Source organism: Yoonia vestfoldensis DSM 16212, from assembly GCF_000382265.1.
Lineage (GTDB): Bacteria > Pseudomonadota > Alphaproteobacteria > Rhodobacterales > Rhodobacteraceae > Yoonia > Yoonia vestfoldensis.
Window position 1 is genome coordinate 17,285 of record NZ_KB907990.1, and the last position, 20,946, is coordinate 38,230.

20 protein-coding genes are annotated in these 20,946 nt (G+C 61.9%); 11 read left to right on the plus strand and 9 right to left on the minus strand.

Annotation, left to right across the window (positions count from 1 at the left end):
- The first annotated feature begins 140 nt into the window (after positions 1 to 140).
- Together H147_RS0115830 and aroB are read left to right on the plus strand one after the other, a co-directional pair.
- On the plus strand, positions 141 to 698 hold the full coding sequence (locus H147_RS0115830) for a shikimate kinase (protein ID WP_026352607.1): 558 nt from the start codon (positions 141 to 143) through the stop codon (positions 696 to 698).
- Entirely contained in the window at positions 699 to 1,811 is a 1,113-nt protein-coding gene (gene aroB, locus H147_RS0115835; protein ID WP_019956371.1) for a 3-dehydroquinate synthase, read from the plus strand.
- A gap of 80 nt (positions 1,812 to 1,891) precedes the next feature.
- Here the strand turns inward: aroB and H147_RS0115840 are convergent, their stop codons facing one another.
- Entirely contained in the window at positions 1,892 to 2,203 is a 312-nt protein-coding gene (locus H147_RS0115840; protein WP_019956372.1) for a hypothetical protein, read from the minus strand.
- Between the two features lie 6 nt (positions 2,204 to 2,209).
- Complete coding sequence (locus tag H147_RS0115845; RefSeq protein ID WP_019956373.1) at positions 2,210 to 2,704, minus strand: single-stranded DNA-binding protein; 495 nt, start codon at positions 2,702 to 2,704, stop codon at positions 2,210 to 2,212.
- A gap of 155 nt (positions 2,705 to 2,859) precedes the next feature.
- Between H147_RS0115845 and H147_RS0115850 the strand changes: the two genes are divergently transcribed.
- Entirely contained in the window at positions 2,860 to 3,423 is a 564-nt protein-coding gene (locus tag H147_RS0115850) for a lytic transglycosylase domain-containing protein (RefSeq protein WP_019956374.1), read from the plus strand.
- Position 3,424: 1 nt separating this feature from the next.
- Here the strand turns inward: H147_RS0115850 and H147_RS0115855 are convergent, their stop codons facing one another.
- From H147_RS0115855 to miaA, 7 genes are all read right to left on the minus strand, one after another.
- Complete coding sequence (locus H147_RS0115855; protein WP_211216587.1) at positions 3,425 to 5,497, minus strand: dipeptide ABC transporter ATP-binding protein; 2,073 nt, start codon at positions 5,495 to 5,497, stop codon at positions 3,425 to 3,427.
- Positions 5,498 to 5,508: 11 nt separating this feature from the next.
- Positions 5,509 to 6,189 carry a hypothetical protein gene (locus tag H147_RS0115860; RefSeq protein WP_019956376.1) on the minus strand — a complete coding sequence of 227 codons (681 nt, stop codon included), beginning with the start codon at positions 6,187 to 6,189 and terminating at the stop codon, positions 5,509 to 5,511.
- On the minus strand, positions 6,189 to 7,634 hold the full coding sequence (locus H147_RS0115865) for an ABC transporter permease (protein WP_019956377.1): 1,446 nt from the start codon (positions 7,632 to 7,634) through the stop codon (positions 6,189 to 6,191). Before H147_RS0115865 ends, H147_RS0115860 begins: the two co-directional genes overlap by 1 nt.
- A gap of 12 nt (positions 7,635 to 7,646) precedes the next feature.
- Positions 7,647 to 8,693 (minus strand): ABC transporter permease, encoded by a 1,047-nt coding sequence (locus H147_RS0115870; protein WP_019956378.1) that lies wholly within the window; start codon positions 8,691 to 8,693, stop codon positions 7,647 to 7,649.
- Between the two features lie 80 nt (positions 8,694 to 8,773).
- A complete protein-coding gene (locus H147_RS0115875; protein WP_019956379.1) occupies positions 8,774 to 10,432 on the minus strand; it encodes an ABC transporter substrate-binding protein in 1,659 nt (552 codons plus the stop codon).
- 212 nt (positions 10,433 to 10,644) lie between these two features.
- On the minus strand, positions 10,645 to 11,460 hold the full coding sequence (locus H147_RS0115880) for a helix-turn-helix transcriptional regulator (protein ID WP_019956380.1): 816 nt from the start codon (positions 11,458 to 11,460) through the stop codon (positions 10,645 to 10,647).
- A gap of 63 nt (positions 11,461 to 11,523) precedes the next feature.
- Complete coding sequence (gene miaA / locus H147_RS0115885) at positions 11,524 to 12,453, minus strand: tRNA (adenosine(37)-N6)-dimethylallyltransferase MiaA (protein WP_019956381.1); 930 nt, start codon at positions 12,451 to 12,453, stop codon at positions 11,524 to 11,526.
- A 57-nt stretch (positions 12,454 to 12,510) separates the two neighbouring features.
- Here miaA and pyrH point away from each other — a divergent pair, with 57 nt between their 5' ends.
- From pyrH to H147_RS0115925, 8 genes are all read left to right on the plus strand, one after another.
- The gene (gene pyrH, locus H147_RS0115890) at positions 12,511 to 13,236 is read left to right on the plus strand and encodes a UMP kinase (RefSeq protein ID WP_019956382.1); all 726 of its coding nucleotides are present in this window, start codon (positions 12,511 to 12,513) and stop codon (positions 13,234 to 13,236) included.
- A 75-nt stretch (positions 13,237 to 13,311) separates the two neighbouring features.
- Positions 13,312 to 13,875 (plus strand): ribosome recycling factor, encoded by a 564-nt coding sequence (frr, locus tag H147_RS0115895; protein ID WP_019956383.1) that lies wholly within the window; start codon positions 13,312 to 13,314, stop codon positions 13,873 to 13,875.
- A 23-nt stretch (positions 13,876 to 13,898) separates the two neighbouring features.
- Positions 13,899 to 14,630 carry a polyprenyl diphosphate synthase gene (gene uppS, locus H147_RS0115900; protein WP_019956384.1) on the plus strand — a complete coding sequence of 244 codons (732 nt, stop codon included), beginning with the start codon at positions 13,899 to 13,901 and terminating at the stop codon, positions 14,628 to 14,630.
- Between the two features lie 2 nt (positions 14,631 to 14,632).
- Positions 14,633 to 15,436, plus strand: coding sequence for a phosphatidate cytidylyltransferase (locus H147_RS0115905; RefSeq protein ID WP_019956385.1), 804 nt, complete (start codon positions 14,633 to 14,635; stop codon positions 15,434 to 15,436).
- Positions 15,433 to 16,602, plus strand: a complete 1,170-nt coding sequence (gene dxr / locus H147_RS0115910; protein WP_019956386.1) for a 1-deoxy-D-xylulose-5-phosphate reductoisomerase — start codon at positions 15,433 to 15,435, stop codon at positions 16,600 to 16,602. Before H147_RS0115905 ends, dxr begins: the two co-directional genes overlap by 4 nt.
- Positions 16,603 to 16,606: 4 nt before the next feature.
- The gene (gene rseP, locus H147_RS0115915) at positions 16,607 to 17,941 is read left to right on the plus strand and encodes an RIP metalloprotease RseP (RefSeq protein ID WP_026352609.1); all 1,335 of its coding nucleotides are present in this window, start codon (positions 16,607 to 16,609) and stop codon (positions 17,939 to 17,941) included.
- A gap of 111 nt (positions 17,942 to 18,052) precedes the next feature.
- A complete protein-coding gene (bamA, locus tag H147_RS0115920; protein ID WP_051108225.1) occupies positions 18,053 to 20,356 on the plus strand; it encodes an outer membrane protein assembly factor BamA in 2,304 nt (767 codons plus the stop codon).
- Positions 20,356 to 20,877, plus strand: a complete 522-nt coding sequence (locus tag H147_RS0115925; protein ID WP_019956389.1) for an OmpH/Skp family outer membrane protein — start codon at positions 20,356 to 20,358, stop codon at positions 20,875 to 20,877. The genes bamA and H147_RS0115925 overlap by 1 nt, the downstream gene beginning before the upstream one ends.
- Positions 20,878 to 20,946 lie beyond the last annotated feature (69 nt).

Genomic DNA, 20,946 nt, shown 5'->3' on the forward strand with positions numbered 1-20,946 from the left:
CCGTCCTGCTCTTGATGTTATATGGTCTGCACGCCACATTCTGCGCCGTTTATATATGGTCTTTCAGGCAATATCACGCCATTCATTCACAAATATTTCACGTCGGCATCCGACAGCCGAGGCAGCACGAAAGGACAGGTATGGCACCGGCGGCAGCATATCGGCTCAGACGTTCGGTGGTGCTGGTGGGTATGATGGGGTCGGGCAAGACCGCGATCGGGCGCACGCTGGCCGCAACGCTTGATGTGCCTTTCGTCGACAGCGATGCCGCGATCGAAGAAGCGGCCGCTCTCAGCATTGCAGAGATTTTCGCCCGCGACGGCGAGGCATTCTTTCGCCGCCGCGAAACAGAGGTGCTGCGCCGCTTGCTTGCCGGTCCACCCGGGATCATTTCGACCGGCGGCGGTGCGTTTCTGGCACCTGAAAACCGCGAGATGATCGCGCAGGATGCCATCGCTGTCTGGCTGGATGCGGATCTCGAAACGCTCTGGGAACGGGTCCGGCACAAGGACACCCGCCCCTTGCTGCGCACGCCCGACCCCAAGGGCACGCTGGCCGCGTTGCTCGCGCAGCGGCGCGACATCTATGCGCAGGCGGGTCTGCGCCTGCCCATCGCCTTTCACGCCTCGATCGAGGAAACAACGCAGGGCGCGCTGCGGCTTTTGTCCACGCGCCCCGATTTTCTGGAGACCCTTTGAATGACCGCCAAAGTCCATGTCGATCTGCCCGGGCGGGCCTATGACATCCATATCGGGCCCGGCCTGATTGCGCAGGCGGGGGCGCATGTGGCGGCTTTGGGCGGGCGGCGGCATGTCTGCATCGTCACGGATGAAAACGTCGGAGCCCTGCATCTGCAGGCCTTGCAGGCCGCCCTTGCGGCGGCGGGTCTGACCTCGGACGCTCTGGCCCTGCCTGCGGGCGAGGCCACGAAAAGCTGGGCGCAGCTTGAACGCGTGGTCGAATGGCTGCTGGCGCAAAAGGTCGAACGCAAGGATTGCGTCATTGCCTTTGGCGGCGGGGTGATCGGCGATCTGGCGGGGTTCGCCGCCGCGATCCTGCGGCGCGGCGTGCGGTTCGTGCAGATGCCGACCAGCCTGCTGGCGCAGGTGGACAGTTCGGTTGGTGGCAAGACGGGGATCAATTCACCCCATGGCAAGAACCTTGTCGGCGCGTTCCACCAACCTGCGTTGGTGCTGGCCGATACCGCGCTGCTTGGTACCCTGCCCGCCCGCGATTTTCTGGCAGGCTATGGCGAGGTCGTCAAATACGGCCTTTTGGGCGATGCGGCTTTTTTCGACTGGCTCGAAAAATCCGCCCCCGGCATGGCGGCAGGTGATATGGAGACCCGCGTGCGCGCTGTCACCCGGTCCTGCGAGATGAAAGCGGGCATCGTCCAGCGGGACGAGACCGAACAGGGCGAGCGGGCTTTGCTGAACCTTGGCCATACGTTTTGCCATGCGCTGGAACAGGCGACAGGCTATTCCGACCGGCTGCTGCACGGCGAAGGTGTGGCGATCGGTTGCGCGCTGGCGTTCGAATTGTCCGCGCGGCTTGGCCTGTGCAGTCAGGAAGACCCCAGCCGCCTGCGCGCCCATCTGCGCGATATGGGGATGATGGTCGATATTGCCGATATTGCGGGTGATCTGCCTGATGCCGATGCGCTTCTGGATCTGATGGCGCAGGACAAGAAGGTGCAGGACGGCAAGCTGCGCTTCATCCTTGCGCGCGGGATCGGCGAGGCTTTCATCACCTCGGACGTGCCGCGTGATGCTGTGCGCACGCTGCTCGCGGATGCGCTTGGCCCGCGCTAGCCCGCCCCATCGTTCGAGAGGGTCAATTCGCGCAAGCGCGATTTGACGACATCCCTGCCGGAGGCCGCGGCTTTGCGGCGTCATAGATCCTTGCCTGTCAGACTGATCCCGTGTTTTTTAGCGAAGAGATAGAACAGCGGCCATTCCATCAACAGCAGCGTCACAATGCTGAACACAGCCCAATTGGCCGAGAACAAAAGCATGTTGAACGCCACGCCGCTGCCCCAGAACAGCGCGCCTGCGACGCCGACCGCGAGAACGGTCAGCACAAGATCCACCGTCATGACGCGCGCCAGCGTCTTTTCACGCAAGGACGGGTAAATCCCCAGATAGGCGACCCCAAGGATCGCCGCGTTCAGGATCAATATCTGCGCTTCCGGCGCGAATTGCATCGCCGATCAGAACGGAATTTCGTCGTCCATATCGCTGCCGCCACCCGACGCACCGCCATAGCCGCCGTCGTTGTAGCTGCCGCGCCCACCGCCGCCACCGCCGCTGCCGGACCCGTAATCACCGCCGCCGCTGTTGCCGCCGCCGTCGCTACGCCCGTCGAGCATGGTCAGTGTGCCGCCAAGCCCCTGCAAGACGACCTCGGTCGAATAGCGGTCGGCACCGGACTGGTCTTGCCATTTGCGGGTCTGCAACTTGCCCTCGATATAGACCTTTGCGCCTTTTTTGAGATATTGCTCGACCACGCGCACCAGACCTTCCTGAAAGATGGCGACGGTGTGCCATTCGGTCTTTTCGCGGCGTTCGCCGGTGTTCTTGTCTTTCCACGTCTCGGATGTGGCGATGCGCAGGTTCGCCACCTTGCCGCCATTCTGAAAGCTGCGGATTTCCGGGTCGGCGCCAAGATTGCCGATGAGAATGACTTTGTTCACTGATCCGGCCATGTCGTGCCTCCTTCGATTCTGTTGGCGCTTTTGTGACAGACACCGGATGCCACAACAAGGTTAACGACACCTTGCGATCGGTCGAGATCGGCGCAGGGCTTGGTCCATGCCACCATTTGCGCTAGCCTTGCTGTATCACGATACGGGACGATGCAATGCGGAAGGCGAAATTGTGTTTTGGCGCGCTGGTTTGCGTCATCGGAACGACCCTGGCGGCGCAGGACCGCACAACGATGTTCCAGAATCAGCTCAAGGTGCTGGATGGCCGCGCGGCCGAACAATATTCCCGCTCGATCAGCCTGCAACCGCCCAGCGTCACCGTGCCGCCCGCAATCGTGGCCTATCAGGGGCGCTATGCCGGGCCTTATCTTGACCTTGCGCGGTCCGCCGCCCTGCGCCACGGCGTGCCCGCGGATTTGTTCCTGCGCCTCGTGCAGCAGGAAAGTGGCTGGAACCCGCAGGCCATATCGCACAAGGGGGCGATCGGGCTGGCGCAACTGATGCCGGAAACGGCAAGCGATCTCGGTGTCGATCCGCACGACCCGCGGGCGAATCTCGACGGTGGCGCGCGCTATCTGCGGATGCAGTTCGACACGTTCGGGACATGGCCGCTCGCCTTGGCGGCCTATAACGCGGGTCCCGCAGCGGTCACACGCCACAGCGGCATCCCGCCCTATGCCGAAACCCAAGGCTATGTCCTGGCGGTCTGGGGCCAGTAGGTCATTCTGCCGCGATCTGGATGACCGGGTCCATGCCCGCCAGCGTTGCATCATCAAGATGGCATTTGATCTGGTGACCGGGGGCGAGATAGCGCACCGGCGGCACCTCTTTTTCGCACAGACCGCCTTGCACCTGCGTTTTCCAGCCGCAGCGCGTCTGGAACGGACAGCCCGAGGGCGGGTTCATGGCGGACGGAATTTCGCCTTCCAGCACGATATGCTTTTTCTTGACCCGCGTATCGGCGATGGGGACGGCGGATAAAAGCGCCTCGGTATAAGGGTGATAAGGGGGCGAAAACACCTGATCGGTCGTGCCCAGTTCGACGACATGCCCCAGATACATCACCATGACACGGTCCGCGAGGTAGCGCACGATCGACAGATCGTGGCTGATGAACAAAAGCGTCGTGTTGTGTTCGCGCTGGATATCCATCAGCAGGTCCGTGACCGCCGCCTGCACCGACACATCCAGCGCCGAGACGGGTTCATCCGCCACCACGATCCGCGCATCCCCCGCAAAGGCCCGCGCGATGCCCACGCGCTGTTTCTGCCCGCCCGACAACTGGCGCGGCATCCTTTCGGCAAAGGCGCGCGGCAGCTTCACCAGATCAAGCAGGTCCAGCATCCGCGCGCGGCGTTCGGCGTCGTTTTTCCCGATGCCGAAGATTTCAAGTGCGCGCATGATCTGGCGGCCCACGCTCATCGACGGGTTCAGCGTGTCGAACGGGTTCTGGAACACCATCTGGATGTCGGCCACGTTCTTGGTGCTGCGTTTTTCAATCGGCACATCACCGATGGATTGGTTATCGAGCAATATCTGCCCGTCCGTCGCGGTTTCCAGCCCCATCAGCACCTTGGCAAAGGTGGATTTGCCGCAACCGGATTCCCCCACGATGGCGAGCGTCTCGCCCTCGCGCGCCTCGAAGCTGAGGGTCTCGTTCGCCTTGACCACCTTGCGGTCGCCGCCGCCGAACAGGGCGTTGGCCGCGACTTCGTAATATTTGCGCAGATTGTCCATTTTCAGCACGACCTGACCGGGGGCATGTTTGACCTTGGTTGCGGCAGCCGTGACAGGCGCGTTCCAGTCGATTTCGGTGTTGCGCAGGCAGCGCGTCTGGTGGCGGTCGTTGCCTGCGACCTGCGCCATCGGGATCACCCCCTGATCGCAGCGTCCGGCCTGAAAATAATCGCAGCGCGGGCCGAAATTGCACCCCTCCGGGCGTTCATGCGGCAGTGGGAAGTTACCGGGGATCGCGACCAGCGGGCGGTCGTTCTTGTCGGCACCGGGCAGGGGGATCGACCGGAACAGCGCCTGCGTATAGGGATGCTGCATGTCGTCGAAGACATCGGCGATGCTGCCACGCTCGACCGCCTCACCCGAATACATCACGCAGATGCGGTCGCAGGTTTCCAGCACGAGGCCGAGGTTGTGGCTGATGAACAGCATCGAGGTGCCGTATTTGCGCCCCAGATCTTTGACCAGCTGCACCACAGCCGCCTCGACCGTCACATCAAGCGCGGTGGTCGGCTCATCGAGGATCAACAGCGAGGGTTTCGACATCAGCGCCATCGCGATCACGATGCGCTGCTGCTGGCCGCCCGACAATTGGTGTGGATAGCTGTTCAGGATACGCGCGGGGTCAGGCAGTTTGACGTCGGTCACAACCTCCAGCGCGCGGGCGTAGGCCTCTTTCTCGCTGACCTTTTCGTGGATCAGCGGCACTTCCATCAACTGCTTGCCGATCCGCATGGCGGGATTCAATGACGCCATCGGTTCCTGATAGATCATCGCGATCTTGCTGCCACGGATTTCGCGCAGGCGGGCGGGGGACATGGTGTTCATCTCCTCACCCTTGAATTTGATCGATCCGCCGACAATGCGCCCGTTGGCGCCGAGGTCCTGCATCACGCCAAGCGCGACCGTGGATTTGCCGCAGCCGGATTCGCCCACCAGCCCCAAGGCTTCGCCTGGCATGATGGTCGCGGAAAAATCCATCACCGCCGGAATCTCGCGCAGGCGGGTGAAGAACGAGATCGACAGCTTGTCGATTTCCAGGATGGGTTGGTCCGTCATGGCGGGGTCCTTCATATGGGGTATGCGATCCCCTGAAATGGCGGAAAGTCAGCATAGGCCGCTCGGCGGGCCTCGGGCGGCAACGGGGGCGGCCCGTTCGGCGCTGTCAGGTTGCCACGCGGTGCGGCAAAGCTGCCGATACGGCGTTCGGGGTTTTCGCGCCAGCCAAGGTTGAACGCGGCGCGTTTGGGAAAGAACTGGATTTCGTGAAAATCGAGGTGGTCGTAAAGCCACCACGCCAGATCGCGCCAGTCACGCCCCTCGGCATATCGCCGCGCGAACCACGGGATCACGACAGAGGCCGATGCCCCCATGTTCCCTGCCGTGTCGCGCTGGTCCCAGATATGGGCGGCACGGTTGGCCTCGTTCGAAGAACAGCTTTTATAAACCCTTTGCCCGTATTCATTAACCGCCGGCGCGCGGTAGGCGGAGCGCACCACAATTGGTCCGAAAGTGGCAACCAGCGGTTCCAACAGGTCCTGCGCCAGCCTGTGTCCGCTTTGCACGGCAAGCACCGGATCGTCGGGGATGTTCTGCAACCCGTGGACCGACGCGATCTCGCTATAGAGAAAATCGCGCATGAAGAAATGCGGCGACAATTGTTCGCGCCCTAGCTTTTCCAGCGTCCGCACCGAGGCAGGCTTGCCGCGGTAGGACGGATCCGGCAGGACGGCGGCATCATCCATCGACATCAATCCTTCAGGCTTTCTTCGCGCAATCCATCCGCCAACAGGTTCAACCCCAGCACGAGGCTCAACAGCGCCATGGCGGGCGGCAGGGCGGGGTGGATGAAGATCAGCAGCAGCTTGCGGCCTTCGTTGATCGTCGTGCCCCAGTCGGGGCTTTCGGATGAGAGGCCCAGACCGAAGAACCCGAGCGTTCCCAGAAGGATCGTCGTATAGCCGATCCGCAGGCAGAAATCCACGATCAGCGGCCCGCGCGCGTTGGGCAGGATTTCCCACAGCATGATGTACCACGCGCCTTCGCCACGGGTCTGGGCAGCGGCGACGTAATCGCGCGTGCGCAAATCCAGCGTCAGGCCCCGCACGATGCGGAACACCGTGGGCGCGTTCACGAAAACGACCGACACGAACACCACCAGCACCGTGATGTCGAACAGGTCCATCCATGCAGGCAGAAAGTCGATCACCGTGCCGCTTTCATTGATCGCGGACAGGTACAACCAGCCAAGCACGACCAGCACCGGCGCAAGGATCGCCGTGCGCTTGGCCGGTTGAGTGTAATAGCGTGTGTTGATCAGCACGCTGATAAAGATCAGCGGAAAGGCGAACAGGAACGCGGCCATATAGGACGGGATCCCGGTCTGCACGATCTCGGGTGTGACCAGCAGATAGAACAGCAGGATCACCGGAAAGGCGAGGATCAGGTTCGCCGCAAACGACAGCGCCGTATCGAACCTGCCGCCGTAATAGCCCGCAGGCAGACCGAGCGTGATGCCCACCATAAAGGCAAAGATCGTGGCAAGGGGCGCGATCGCAATGACAAAGACCGATCCCACCATCACCCGGCTGAAGATATCGCGCGCCAGATTATCGCCGCCCAGCAGGTAATGCGGGATGGCGCCTTCGGTGCCGTCGGGGGCAACAACGCCGGGCAGGGCGTTCTTCAACCCCGACACCTGCCGCAGATAATCATGCGTGACGATCATGTCGAAGAGGCCGACAAAAGCCGCGACATAGACCCAGAACATCACCAGCGCGAAGCCGATCATGCCCACGGTGCTGTCGAACAGCTTGCCATAAAGGCCCAGCCGCCGCTTGAACCGGATCGACACGACAAAGGTCACAACCAGCGCGATCCAGACCGGCGTCAGGCGGCGGGTGATCTCGCCCAATATCCCCGCGCTGCCATAGGGCATGACCAGCGGCACGATGATATAGGCGAAGAGCACCGCGACGACCGCCCAGAACAGATAGGCCATCGTCACCTCGAGCGTCCCTAGCACACCGCCGCGCGCCTGCAAGGTGCCGTCGGGATTGGCCTGCAATGTGACGGGGGCGCTGGACAGCCGCAGCACGGTCTGGACGACCAGCACGATGGCGCACAGGGCCGCGCTGATCGCAAGGGCGGGGTTCAGCACGCTCCCCAGATTGCCGGTCCAAGTCAAAGGCTCCATGTGGGTCCTCCTTTACGCGATACGGATGCGCGGGTTCAAAAACACATAGCCGATGTCGGAAATCAGCTGTGTCGTCAGCACCACGAAAACGGAAACGATGGAAACACCGAGCAGGAGTTCGATGTCGTTGTTGCTGGCCGCCTGCACCAGCGTCCAGCCGAAGCCCTTGTAATTGAACAGGGTCTCGACGATCACGACGCCGTTCAGCAGGAACGGGAATTGCAGCATGATGACGGTGAAAGGCGCGATCAGCGCGTTGCGCAGCGCATGCCGCAGCACGATCTGCGAAAAGGCCACACCTTTCAGCCGTGCCGTGCGGATGTATTGCGCCGTCATCACCTCGGTCATGCTCGCGCGCGTCATCCGCGCGATATAGCCCATGCCGTAAAGCGCGATCGTCAGGACCGGCAGAAAGAAATTCTCGAAATTGGCGTCATCCATCGCGGCCGTGGCCGTGCCTTTGAACCATTGCATCCCGAAAGTCGCGGTCGCGAAGACCGAGATGAACACGACGCCGGAAACATATTCCGGTGTGGCCGTGGACAGGATCGACACAGTGGACAGACTGCGGTCGGTGCGAGACCCTTCGTTCATCCCCGCCAGCACGCCGATGATCAGCGCACCCGGCACCATCAGCAGCATGACCCAGAACATCAGCTTGCCGGTCAGCCCGAGACGGGTGGCGATGATGCTGCCCGCGTCCTCGCGAAACACGGTGGAATAGCCCCAGTTGCCTTGCAGGATACCGCAGAACGTGGGCGCGTCGGCAATGTCCTCATTGCCACTTGCGCAGCGGGCGCGGATCTGCCCGTCGCTGCCTTCGATCACGTAGCCCGGCAACACGCCAAGCCATTGGCCGTATTTCACCGGCAAGGGTTGCAGATAGCCGTTATTGCCCAGATAGGTCAGCACCGCCTCGTCGGACATGCGGAAATTGCCCTGGGTCTTGGCCAGCTTTTCCAGGTTCGGGAAAAGATTTGTCAGCCAGAAGACGATAAATGTCAGGCAAAGCGCCGTCAGGATCATGATCCCGATGCGCCGCAAGATGAATAGTCCCATGAAGGCCCCTGTCGCTTGCTGTGATCGTGGCTGCGCGGTGCGAAAAGGGCCGCCCCTGTGAGGGCGGCCCCTTTGTCAGATCACGCCGCGATGCCGATCTTGTAGATGTGCGGCAGGTAGGCGATGTTCATGTCCCAGCCCACGAAACCGGGCTTGGCATGCCGGTAGATCGTGCGCCAATAGGGCTGCAGCGTCACACCTTCGTCGGTCATGATTTCCTGCAACCGCCGCATCACGACACGACGGTTGTCAGCATCGGGAATGGCGTTCGCCTCGGCCAGCAAGGCATCGAATTCGGCGTTGGCAAAGCCGCTTTCGTTCCATGCCTCGCCGGACCGATAGGCCAGCCCCAGCGTCTGGGTGTCGATGGGACGGTGGTTCCAGTCAGTGGACGAGAACGGATATTCCGTCCAGTCGTTCCAGAAGGTCGCACCCGGAATGATCGTGCGCTTCACGTTGAAACCGGCGTCGCGCAATTGGGCCGCCACCGCATCGGTCGTGTTCTTGCGCCAATCGTCGTCGATCGACACGAGGTCCATCTCGAAATCGGCCATTCCGGCCTCTTGCAGCAGTTCCAGCGCGCGAGCGGGATCATGGGGCAGGGCGGGAACATCTGCCCAAGCGGGGTGCATCGGGCCCACGTGCTGGTTGCGCGCGACCTCGCCACGACTGGCATAGCCCAGTTCGAGACACACGGCGTTGTCCACAGCCATGGCGATCGCCTGCCGGACGCGTTTGTCGGCATAGGGGCGCATCCCATCGATCTCGGCACGTTGATTGGGACGAATCACGACCGTCGACGAAGACGCAACCGAAGATTCGATAAAGCCGATGCTGTTGAAGATATCGACGAAATCGCCGACGGTTTCATAGATGATATCGACCTCATCAGCGGCGGCGGCTGCCACCCAGGCGGACGGATCGGTGCCATAGTCGATATATTCGATCCGGTCGAGATAGGCGCCCTTGCCCGCGGCATAGCCCCACCAATCGTGGTTTTCGTTGCGCACCAGCGTGGCCCTGATCCCGACGTCGACGGTTTCGGGCAGATACGGGCCGGTGCCGACGGGGTTTTCCAGCATCGTGTCGGCGTTGAAATCCGCTGGCGTGATCGCTGCGGGATAATCCGACATGCCCGCGATCAGCGTGATGTCAGGCGCAGGCAGGTTCAGCTGCACGGTATATTCGTCGACAACCTCAATTGCACCCTCCAGGGCCTGGCCGGTTTCGGTGTCGATGATCGCGGAAAAACGGGCGGCCATGGAATTGCCTTCAACCGTGGTGTCGCACCAACCGGTGATATTGCGCGCCACGTCCTCTGCGGTGAAGGGCGTGCCGTCGTTCCAGGTCACACCCTGGCGCACATTAAGGATATAGACGGTGGCGTTGTCGTTGACCTCCCAGCTTTCCAGCAGCATCGGCTGGAAGCTGCCGTCATTGTTGTATTCCACGAGATATTCGAGCCAGCCCGCCGTCACATAGGTGATCTGCGGCCAGTCGAAGGCGCGCGGGTCCTTGACGGCGCGGACTTCCATCTGCATCCGCACGCTGCCGCCCTGCTGGGCCTGCGCGTTGGCAGCAGTGGGCGCGGCAAGCCCCAGCAGGCCGTAAGCCGCCGGCACGGTCACGCCAAGTGCGGTCGTCCGCGCGATGAATTCGCGGCGGCTGAGCTTGCCCGCTTTTTCGTCGCGGGCGTATTGCAAGGCGATCGGATGGATCGGCTGATCTTGTGTCGTCATGTGTCTCTCCCTGTTAAGGCAAACGTCATTTTTTATTGGCACTGACATGCACCATGTCAGCTTTGTGCGAACCCCAGTGATCGGGTTGTCCCTATTGCGACGCATTTCGCGGCGGGCGTCAACCGGCGCGTTTGGCGATTGTTCCCCAAAAGCGACATGGCCAAGTAACAAAAACGACATTAGCCGCCTTTGGCACAAGCAACAACAGAATGTTACCGCGCAAAGTTCCGACTATGCGCGCGTCGGAAATTCGATGGCGTCAGCCCTGATTTGTCCTGAAAGCTGCGTGTGAAATAGGCTGCGGAATGAAACCCTAGCATTTCGGCGATCCGGTTGATCGGTGTGCCAGTGTCGCGCAGCAGCACGCAGGCTTCATAATGGATGCGGTCATGCAGCAGCGCGAGGGCAGACCGCCCGGCGACCTGCTGGCAACAGCGGGCAAGATGCGTCGGCGTCACGCCGAGTTCCGCGGCATAGCTGCCGACCCCGCGATCCAGCCGGAAATCCCGCGCGATCAGTTTTGTGTAACCTGCGACCAGCCGGGCGGCGGCGCTGTCGCGGCGGCTGTCGTTCGGGGTGGCGACCTGCGCCCGCGCTTGCCTGTCCACGAAGATGGCAAGCAACCCAAGCCAAAGCTCTGCCGCCTTGGGGTTGCCCGACGGTTGCAGTTCCCGTTCGATCTGATCGAGGTATTGCGCCGCTTCCTTTTGCAGCCAGACATCCATCAGCCGCAGATGCACGGGCAATGCGGGCCAGTCGGCCGCGTCCGGTACGGTCAGGATCTGGCCATGTACGGTTGGCCCGACCTCGATGCCGTACATCGTCTGCGGCGGCAGATAGATCAGGTTGTTGGGGCCGTATCCGTTGGTCAGGCCCGCCACCGTCACGCGGCCTTGCCCTTTGGTGATCAGGATCAGCCGCGCTGTGGTATGACTGCGCATCGCTTCGGTGCGCCAGCGCATGGCGGGGCCGCCATGGGACAGCGGCGCCAGCGCCAAGGCTGACGGGACGTTTTGCATCAAGCTCATGAACCTTGCCTCAAGGTATTGTTTTGCCTGATTCTGTCGCCAATTCCGCCACCGATCAATCCGTTAATATTCGGGCAGGTGGAGTGTTGCAGAAATATCGGCGCTGGCGGCACGCAGATGATGCCACGCCTTGTGACGCGCGCGAAACCACGTCCGCTGACGTTTGGCATATTGGCGCGAGGCGATGATCGCAGCGTCGCGCGCCTGTGGCAGGGTCATCTGCCCTTGCAGATGCGCGATCAGCTCGGGCGCGCCGATGGCCTTGGCGGATTGATGGGCAGGGTTCCAGTGTGGCAGCATCTGCTGCGCCTCGTCCAGCGCGCCTGTGTCCAGCATCGCATCGAACCGCCGCGCGATCCGGTCGTCGAGCCAGTCTTTTGGCGCATCAAGCGTGATCGCCACCGCTCGGTCCAGCGGCAAAAGCGGCGCAGGCGTCGCATCCTGCCAATCGGCCAGACTGCGGCCTGTGGCGTGGCGTACCTCCCACGCCCGCTGCACCCGCATCCGGTTGTGCAGGTCGATCCGGTCGCGGGTCGCGCCATCCAGTCCCGCGATCAGGTCGGGCAGGGCGATCCGGTCAGCCTCGGCGCGGATCGCGTCAGGGGTGGCGGGGATCTCGGCCAGACCGCAGGTCAGCGCGTGAAAATTCAACCCCGTCCCGCCCACGATGATCGGGCGCGCGGAGCCTTGCAGCAAAGGCGCCAGATCGCGCAGCCAATGCCCCACGGAATAGGCTGCATCAAAAGGCACATGCCCGTAAAGCGCATGGGGCGCGCGGGCCAGATCACCGGCAGATGGCCGCGCGGTCAGCACCTGCCATCCTGCGAAGACCTGCAAGGCATCGGCATTCACGATGATCCCGCCCTGCCGCTGCGCAATCTCCAGCGCCAGCGCGGATTTGCCGGACGCGGTGGGCCCGGCGATCAGCACAGGCATATCGGGTGCGATGGTCAACATCCGCAATCCATACCGCCCCGACACGACAAGCGCCATTGAACCCCGACCCGTTTTGCGACATTTTGCGCCAAACCGGCGCGACAGGGGAATTGCATGACCGAAACACCAAAAACCACCTACAAACGCGTCATGCTGAAAATCTCGGGCGAGGCGCTGATGGGCGACACCGCCTTTGGCCTGCATCCGCCCACCGTCCAGCGCATCGCGCGCGAGGTCAAATCGGTCCATGACCTTGGCGTCGAGATCTGCATGGTCATCGGCGGCGGCAACATCTTTCGCGGGCTGCAAGGGTCCGCGCAGGGGATGGAACGCACCACCGCCGATTATATGGGGATGATCGCGACCGTCATGAACGCGCTTGCGATGCAATCGGCGCTGGAGGAATTGGGCATTCACACCCGCGTGATTTCGGCCATCACCATGAACGAGGTAGCCGAGCCTTACATCCGCCGCCGCGCCGTGCGGCATCTGGAGAAAAAGCGCGTCTGCATCTTCGCAGCGGGCACCGGCAACCCTTATTTCACGACCGACACAGCCGCGACGCTGCGCGCCAATGAAATGAATTGCGAGGCGATCTTCAAAGGCACCAAGGTCGATGGCGTCTATGACAAGGACCCCGTCAAATTCCCCGATGCGGTGCGCTACGATGTCGTCAGCTATGACGAAGTGCTGCAAAAGCATCTGGGCGTGATGGATGCGAGCGCCATCGCGCTGGCCCGTGACAACGACCTGCCGATCATCGTGTTTTCACTGGATGAACCGGGCGGTTTTAAGGGTATTCTCGCGGGCGAAGGCACCTATACGACCGTGCGCGATTAACCCTCGGTCTATACAATCGGGCAGCTTTGACGTAGAGGACATCAACGCCGCGCGTGACGAAGGAAAAACAAGAAAATGGCTGACGATTTTGAACTCGATACCGACGATCTGGCCCGCCGCATGGACGGGGCCATCGCCAATCTGCGCGTCGAACTGGCGTCCCTGCGCACCGGCCGCGCATCCGGGTCGATGCTGGAACCGATCATGGTCGATGCCTACGGATCGCCAACGCCGATCAACCAGGTGGGCACCGTCAACGTACCGGAACCCCGCATGGTCACGATCAATGTCTGGGACAAGGGGCTTGTCGGCAAGGTCGAAAAAGCGATCCGCGACAGTGGCTTGGGAATCAATCCTCAACTCAACGGCACGATCATCATGCTGCCGATCCCCGAATTGAACGAAGAACGCCGCCGCGAACTGACCAAAGTCGCTGGCCATTATGCCGAAAGCGCGCGCGTCTCGATCCGCAACCTGCGTCGCGACGGGATGGACCAGATCAAGAAAGCCAAAGCCGACGGCCTGTCCGAGGATGACCAGAAATTCTGGGAAGCCACGGTGCAGGAACTGACCGACGTGCATATCAAGCTGGTCGACGACACGCTCGAGACGAAACAAGCGGAAATCATGCAGGTCTGAGGATTTGCCGAAAAGGGGCCGGTATGCGCCAAGAGATTGACGAGACGACCGCCAGCGGCCCCGCCCATGTGGCGATCATCATGGATGGCAATGGCCGCTGGGCGCAGCAACGCGGACGGCCGCGCCTGTTCGGCCACCACGCCGGTGCGCGCCGCGTGCGCGAGGTGCTGCAAGCCTGCCCCGGTCATGGCGTCAAATACCTGACGCTTTTCGCCTTTTCGACCGAGAACTGGAAACGCACCCAGACCGAGGTTGCGGGCCTGATGCTGCTGTTTCGCAAATATATCCAGCGCGAGGCGCAGGCGCTGCTGGACAATGGCGTGCGCGTCCGGTTCATCGGTGACCGCATCCGGCTGGATGAAAAATTGGTCAGCCTGATGGATGAGCTTGAATTGCTGACCGCAGGCAATGATCTGATCCACCTGACCATCGCGCTCAACTATGGCGGACGCGACGAGGTGACACGCGCCGCCAAACGCCTTGCTTATGAAATCGAGATGGGCCGCCTGACCCACAAGGATGTCGATGCCGAAACGCTGGCGCGATTTCTTGACACCCATGTGCTGCCCGACCCCGACCTTGTGATCCGCACCAGCGGCGAGGCGCGGATTTCCAATTTCCTGCTCTGGCAATCGGCCTATGCGGAATATGAATTCGTCGACACGCTTTGGCCCGATTTCACCGCCGCGGAATTCGGGCGGGTGCTGGCCAAATACGGGCAGCGCGAACGTCGCTTTGGCGCCGTGCTGGCCTGAACATGACCGGCCTGCCGCCAAATCCCGCCAAATGGGACGATCTGAGCATCCGCATCGCCTCCAGCGTCGCGATGACGGTGATCGGGGCCGTTGGCGTGATCCTTGGGGGCGTCTGGTTCCAGATGCTGGTCGTGTTCGTCAGCGCGGTGATGGTCTGGGAGTTGTGGATGATGATCCGCCCGACCGAGCCGACCAAGGGGATGCTGCTGGCCGCCCTTGTCGCATCCGTCATGTCGGGGCAACTGGCCTATGACAGCCAATGGGGGATGCTGCTGTTTCTGGTCGCCCCCGTGCTGGGGGCCACGCAACTGCGCACCGAGATCAAGACGTTCTTTGTGTTCGCGCTGGGAATCCAGCTTGCGGGCTGGGGTCTTGTGCATTTCCGCAATGATTTCGGGTTCACGTGGTTGCTTTGGCTGATGTCGGTGGTGATCGTGACCGATATCTTCGGCTATTTCGCGGGCAAAGCCTTTGGCGGGCCGAAATTCTGGCCGCGCTACAGCCCCAAGAAAACTTGGTCCGGCACGGCTGCGGGCTGGATCGGCGCGGCGATTGTCGGAGGCATCTTCATGATGTTCACCAATGTCGGGCTGGTGATCGTGCCGATTTCCATGGCGCTGAGTTTCGCAGGCCAGATGGGCGACATCGCCGAAAGTGCACTGAAACGGCGGATGGGTGTGAAAGACAGTTCCACCCTGATCCCCGGGCACGGCGGGTTGTTCGACCGGTTCGATGCCCTGCTGGGCGGGGCCTTGTTCATGCTTTTGGTCGCTGATGTGTTCGACGTGCCCGGGGTTGCATTTTGAGGCGGATCACGCTGTTCGGTGCCACCGGATCGGTCGGGCAAAGTGCGGTTGACCTGATCGCGCGTGATCTCGATGCCTATCAGGTCGTGGCGCTGACAGGCGGCAACAACATCGCGCAATTGGCCAAGGATGCCATCGCCTTGCGCGCCGACCTTGCGGTGACCTGTCACGACAATTGCTATGCCGCGCTGAAAGATGCGCTGGCAGGCACGGGGATCGCCGTCGCCGCAGGCGAGGCCGCGATCAAGGAGGCGGCTGCGCGCCCGGTCGATTGGGCGCTGTCCGCGATCATCGGATCGGCAGGGCTGGTGCCGGGGATGACGGCGCTCGACCATGGTACGACGCTGGCGCTGGCCAACAAGGAATCCTTGGTGACGGCCGGGCCTTTGCTGATGGCGCGGGCCAAGGCGGCGGGGGCCACGATCCTGCCTGTGGACAGCGAACATTCCGCCGTCTTTCAAGCGCTGGTGGGCGAGGATATGAAGGCGGTGGAACGCGTCATCATCACGGCAAGCGGCGGCGCGTTCCGCGACTGGCCAAAAGACAGGCTGGCGCAGGCCACCTTGGCCGAGGCATCAAGCCATCCCAACTGGGACATGGGCCAACGGATCACGATCGATTCCGCGTCAATGTTCAACAAGGCGATGGAACTAATTGAAACCAAGGAATTCTTTGGTGTACCTTCCGGCATGATCGAGGTGCTGGTCCACCGCGAAAGCCTGATCCACGCGCTGGTCGGCTTCAACGATGGCGCGCTGATGGCCCATGTCGGGCCGCCCGATATGCGCCATGCCATTGGCTATGCGCTGCATTGGCCCGAGAGGCGGCATCTGCCTGTCGAACGGCTTGATCTTGCGAAAATCGGTTCGCTGACTTTTGAGGCCCCGGACGAAGACCGCTATCCCGCTTTGGCGCTGGCCCGTTTTGTGATGGAAACGGGCGGTCTGGCAGGGGCGGTTTTCAACGCATCCAAGGAACGCGCGCTGGATGCGTTCATCGCGGGCGAGATCGGCTTTTTGCAGATGTCGGCGGTGGTTTCCGCGACGCTGGACAAAATGTCATCGGGCGGCGGGCTGCAAATTCAGGATATGACCCTAGATACCGTGTTGGATGCCGACAGGCTGGCCCGGATCTATGCGGGCGAAACCGCAAGACAGATGGGATGACGTTTTGGACCTGACGCAATTCGTGCCGGTTTTCGGCAATTTCGCTTTCATGATCGTGGCGTTCGTCGTGGCCTTGTCTGTCATCGTCGCGATCCATGAATATGGCCATTACATCGTCGGCCGCTGGTGCGGCATCCATGCAGAGGTGTTCTCGCTTGGCTTTGGTCCGGTGATCTTTCGCCGCAAGGACAAGCGCGGCACGGTCTGGCAGGTCGCGGTCCTGCCGCTGGGGGGCTATGTCAAGTTTCTGGGCGACGCCAATGCCGCCAGCGTCGGGTCGGACAACAGCGTCAGTGTCGCTGACGCCCGCCGCACGATGGATGGCGCGCCGCTTTGGGCACGGACGCTGACCGTGCTGGCCGGGCCGGTTTTCAACTTCATTCTGGCAATCGCGATCTTCACCGCCTCGATCATGTATCAGGGGCGCGTGGCGGAGCCCTTTACGATCGGGGAAATCCGCGATCTTCCGGCTCAATTCCAATCCGACCTGCAGGCCGGCGACGTCCTGCTGGCAGTCGAAGACATCCCCTTCAGCGATCCCGACAGAGAGGTTTCGCTGTTGGACTTAGTGCCACTGGAGGAAAGCCTGACCTACCGGATCGAACGGGACGGCCGCGTGCAGGACATGCAAGGCCCCTATCTTATGCCGCCCGTCATCTTTGCGCTGGCCCCACGGTCTGCCGCCGACAGTGCGGGGCTGCGGATCGGCGATGTCATCACCGCCGTCGATGGCGATCCGATCTTTGCCTTTCGGCAATTGCAGGAAAAGGTCATCGCAGCCGAGGGCGCACCGCTTGACCTGACGGTGTGGCGACAGGGGCAGGACCTTGCCGTAACCCTGTCGCCGCGCATCACGGATGAGCCGCAACCGGGCGGCGGTTTTGCCCAGACTTACCGGATCGGGATCACCGGCGATCTTGTCTTTAGCGCCCAGACCGAGACGGTCGGTCTGCTGGAGGCAGGCAGGCTCGGCGCCGAAGGTTTGTGGAATACGGCGACGACCTCTTTGTCCGCGTTGCGCCATATCATCATCGGGCAGATTTCGACCTGCAACCTGTCGGGCCCGGTGGGCATCGCGGAAACCAGCGGGTCGATGGCGCGCCAAGGCACGCAAAGTTTCATCTGGTTCATCGGTGCGTTGTCGGCGGCCGTGGGGCTGATCAACCTCTTTCCGATTCCAGTGCTCGATGGCGGGCATCTGATGTTTTATGCCTACGAAGGCGTGACCCGTCGCAAGCCAAGCGAACGCGCGGTGCAGGTGTTCATGTTCATCGGTCTGGCGCTGATCCTGACGATGATGTCCTTTACCATCCTGAACGATACGATCTTTTGTCCCTGAGCCTGTGACAGGCACCGGCAAAGCGGCGCTTTGCCGGGCTTTGTCGTTTTGACATCGGCTTTTATTGCGGCTACTCCGTTTGCAACCGGGATGTCAGGACAGGCGGACGAAATGCAGGGATTTGGTGGGCGCGCTTGGGCGCATGGCGCGGCAACGGCACGGGTGGTCGCGGCCGTTACGGGTCTGGCGGTGATCACCGCAGGCGCCGCAGGGGCGCAGGGCTTTGCCTTCAACACCGTCACGATCGAAGGCAACCAGCGCATCGCCGATGGCACGATCCTCACCGTTGCGGGCATCAGCGCCGGTGCCGCCCTTTCGGCGGCCGAACTGAACGATGCCGCCCAGCGGATCAGGGATTCGGGGCTGTTCGAGACCGTCGATGTGGTGCCGCAGGGCGGCACATTGCTGATCCGGGTCGTCGAATTCCCGACGATCAACCGCATCAGCATCGAGGGCAACAGCCGCATCCGTGATGCCCAATTGTTGCCTCTGCTGCAAAGCGAACCGCGCCGCGTGTTCAACCCCGTCCAGGCCGAAGCGGACACCAATGCCATCACGCAAGTCTATGCAAGCCAGGGCCGGATCAACGCGGTCGTGACACCGCGCATCATCCGTCTGGCCGACAACCGGGTCGATCTGGTGTTCGAAGTCACCGAATCCGGGGTGACCGAAATTGAACGTATTTCGTTCCTTGGCAACCGGACTTATTCCGCCGAACGTCTGCGCCGTGTTCTTGACACCAAACAGGCCGGTCTGCTGCGTGCGTTGGTGACGCGCGATACGTTCTCTCCTGACCGGGTCGCACAGGACCGGCAGCTTTTGACGGATTTCTACCGCTCGCGCGGGTTTGCCGATTTCGAGGTGCTGAACGTCGACGTGGCGCTGACACCGGAACGCGACGCCTATCTGGTGACGTTCAACGTCCGTGAAGGTCAGCGTTTCAGCTTCGGCAATGTGACCGTAAGCAGCGCCATCCCCGGCGTCGATCCCGCACCTTTTCAAGAGGCGATCCGCACGCGGCCCGGTGCGGTTTATTCGCCTGTTCCGATCGAGACAGACATCACCCGGCTGGAACGTCTGGCCGTGCAGCGCAACGTGAATTTCGTGCAGGTCGAACCGCGCATCACCCGCAATGACCGCGCGTTGACGCTCGATCTGGAATATGTGCTTGTCGAAGGACCGCGGGTCTTTGTCGAACGGATCGACATTCAGGGCAACAGCACGACACTGGACCGCGTGATCCGCAATCAGGTGCGCGTGGTCGAAGGCGACCCGTTCAACCCCCGCGAAATCCGCGATTCGGCGCGCCGCATCCGTGGGCTGGGCTTTTTCCAGAACGCCAATGTCGACACGCGGCAAGGGTCGTCAGCCAATCAGGTGATCGTCGATGTCGAGGTGACAGAAGGCCCGACCGGATCTTTGAGTTTTGGAGCGAATTACAACACCGATACCGGGCTTGGGTTGATCGCCGCTTATGGGCAAAGCAACTTTCAGGGCCGTGGCCAGCGCCTTGATTTCGATATCTCGACCGCCCAGACGAACCAGCGCTTCTCGTTCAGCTTTTCCGAACCGCAGCTTCTGGGCCGTGATCTGCGCGGCGGGATCGAATTGTCCTATGGACAGACGGACAACGAAAACGCGCGCTATGATACGCGATCATTCCGGCTCAGCCCGTCGCTGGCATTTCCGGTCAGCGACAACGGCCGCCTGAGCGTGTTCTACGCATTGAACTATACCGACCTGTCCAATGTCGCCGACACCGCAAGCCCGATCTTGCAGGCCGAGGAAGATATCGGCGCCGTCACGACCAATTCGGTGGGATATTCCTACAGCTACGATTCGCGCCGTGCGGGCCTTGACCCGGTCACGGGATTTATCCTGCGCGTCGGACAGGAATTCGGGTTTGGTGATGCGCAATTCATCAGGACGACCGGGTTTGCCGGTGCGGAAACAAAAATCCTGAACGAAGAGGTCACGCTGCGCGCCACGCTCGAAGGTGGCTATCTTGACTATCAAGAGGGTCAAAGCCGCGTGACCGACCGCTTTTTCCTCGGAAGCCGCCTGATGCGCGGTTTCGAGGCAGGCGGGATCGGGCCCCGGTCGCTGGCCCCGTCTGACGATGCAATCGGTGGCAATGCCTTTGCGGTGGCCCGGCTCGAGGCGGAATTCCCGCTTGGCCTGCCCAGTGAATACGGGCTGTCGGGTGGCGTGTTCTACGATTACGGGTCGGTCTGGGATTCGGGTTATCCGGACGAGGTCGATTACGACGATTTCACCGCACGGTCTGTGATCGGCGCGTCGATCTTCTGGACCACGCCCATCGGGCCATTGCGGTTCAACTTTACCGAACCGCTGGACGTACAGGACCGCGACAGGACCCGGTCCTTCGACGTTACGATCTCGACCAGTTTCTGATGAAGCTTTGGTACGCGATCGGTGTCTGGCTGCTGCTGGCTTTGCCAGCGGCGGCACAGCAATCGGGTCCGCCGGTCCTGATCATCGACAGCGAAAGACTGTTCTTTGAAACCCAATACGGCCGCCGGATCGCCAGCGATCTTGCCGCGCGAACGGCAGAGCTACAGGCCGAAAACGACGTTATCGTGCAGCAATTGACCGAAGAGGAACGCAGCCTGACCCAGCGTCGCGCGACGATGGATCCCGCCGCGTTCCGGGACGAAGCGGCGGCCTTTGACGCCAAGGTGCAAGACGTCAGGCGTGCCCGCGACGCCAAGAACGGCGAACTCGCCGCCGAGGCCGCACAGGCGCGCGCCAATTTCGAAGACCGTGTCCAGGAAATCGTCGCCAACCTGATGCTGGAACGCGGCGCATCAATGGTGCTGGATCAGCGCAACGTGATCCTGTCGGTGCGTGCGGCCAATATCACCGATGCGGCGATCCAGCGCATCGACGAAACGCTGGGTGACGGCGCGCCTTAGCTGTGCTTGCCGTGTCCGCTGCTGCTTGCTAGTCAGTGGGACGCCCGGTTTCGGGACCCGCAACGACAA

Coding starts and splice junctions, on each gene's coding strand:
- H147_RS0115870 (WP_019956378.1), bottom strand. CDS start 8,693: ATGGGACTATTCATCTTGCGGCGCATCGGGATCATGATCCTGACGGCG.
- H147_RS0115875 (WP_019956379.1), bottom strand. CDS start 10,432: ATGACGACACAAGATCAGCCGATCCATCCGATCGCCTTGCAATACGCC.
- aroB (WP_019956371.1), top strand. CDS start 699: ATGACCGCCAAAGTCCATGTCGATCTGCCCGGGCGGGCCTATGACATC.
- bamA (WP_051108225.1), top strand. CDS start 18,053: ATGCAGGGATTTGGTGGGCGCGCTTGGGCGCATGGCGCGGCAACGGCA.
- H147_RS0115880 (WP_019956380.1), bottom strand. CDS start 11,460: ATGAGCTTGATGCAAAACGTCCCGTCAGCCTTGGCGCTGGCGCCGCTG.
- frr (WP_019956383.1), top strand. CDS start 13,312: ATGGCTGACGATTTTGAACTCGATACCGACGATCTGGCCCGCCGCATG.
- H147_RS0115850 (WP_019956374.1), top strand. CDS start 2,860: ATGCGGAAGGCGAAATTGTGTTTTGGCGCGCTGGTTTGCGTCATCGGA.
- uppS (WP_019956384.1), top strand. CDS start 13,899: ATGCGCCAAGAGATTGACGAGACGACCGCCAGCGGCCCCGCCCATGTG.
- H147_RS0115855 (WP_211216587.1), bottom strand. CDS start 5,497: ATGACGGACCAACCCATCCTGGAAATCGACAAGCTGTCGATCTCGTTC.
- H147_RS0115865 (WP_019956377.1), bottom strand. CDS start 7,634: ATGGAGCCTTTGACTTGGACCGGCAATCTGGGGAGCGTGCTGAACCCC.
- H147_RS0115840 (WP_019956372.1), bottom strand. CDS start 2,203: ATGCAATTCGCGCCGGAAGCGCAGATATTGATCCTGAACGCGGCGATC.
- H147_RS0115845 (WP_019956373.1), bottom strand. CDS start 2,704: ATGGCCGGATCAGTGAACAAAGTCATTCTCATCGGCAATCTTGGCGCC.
- pyrH (WP_019956382.1), top strand. CDS start 12,511: ATGACCGAAACACCAAAAACCACCTACAAACGCGTCATGCTGAAAATC.
- miaA (WP_019956381.1), bottom strand. CDS start 12,453: ATGGCGCTTGTCGTGTCGGGGCGGTATGGATTGCGGATGTTGACCATC.
- H147_RS0115905 (WP_019956385.1), top strand. CDS start 14,633: ATGACCGGCCTGCCGCCAAATCCCGCCAAATGGGACGATCTGAGCATC.
- H147_RS0115830 (WP_026352607.1), top strand. CDS start 141: ATGGCACCGGCGGCAGCATATCGGCTCAGACGTTCGGTGGTGCTGGTG.
- H147_RS0115925 (WP_019956389.1), top strand. CDS start 20,356: ATGAAGCTTTGGTACGCGATCGGTGTCTGGCTGCTGCTGGCTTTGCCA.
- H147_RS0115860 (WP_019956376.1), bottom strand. CDS start 6,189: ATGTCGATGGATGATGCCGCCGTCCTGCCGGATCCGTCCTACCGCGGC.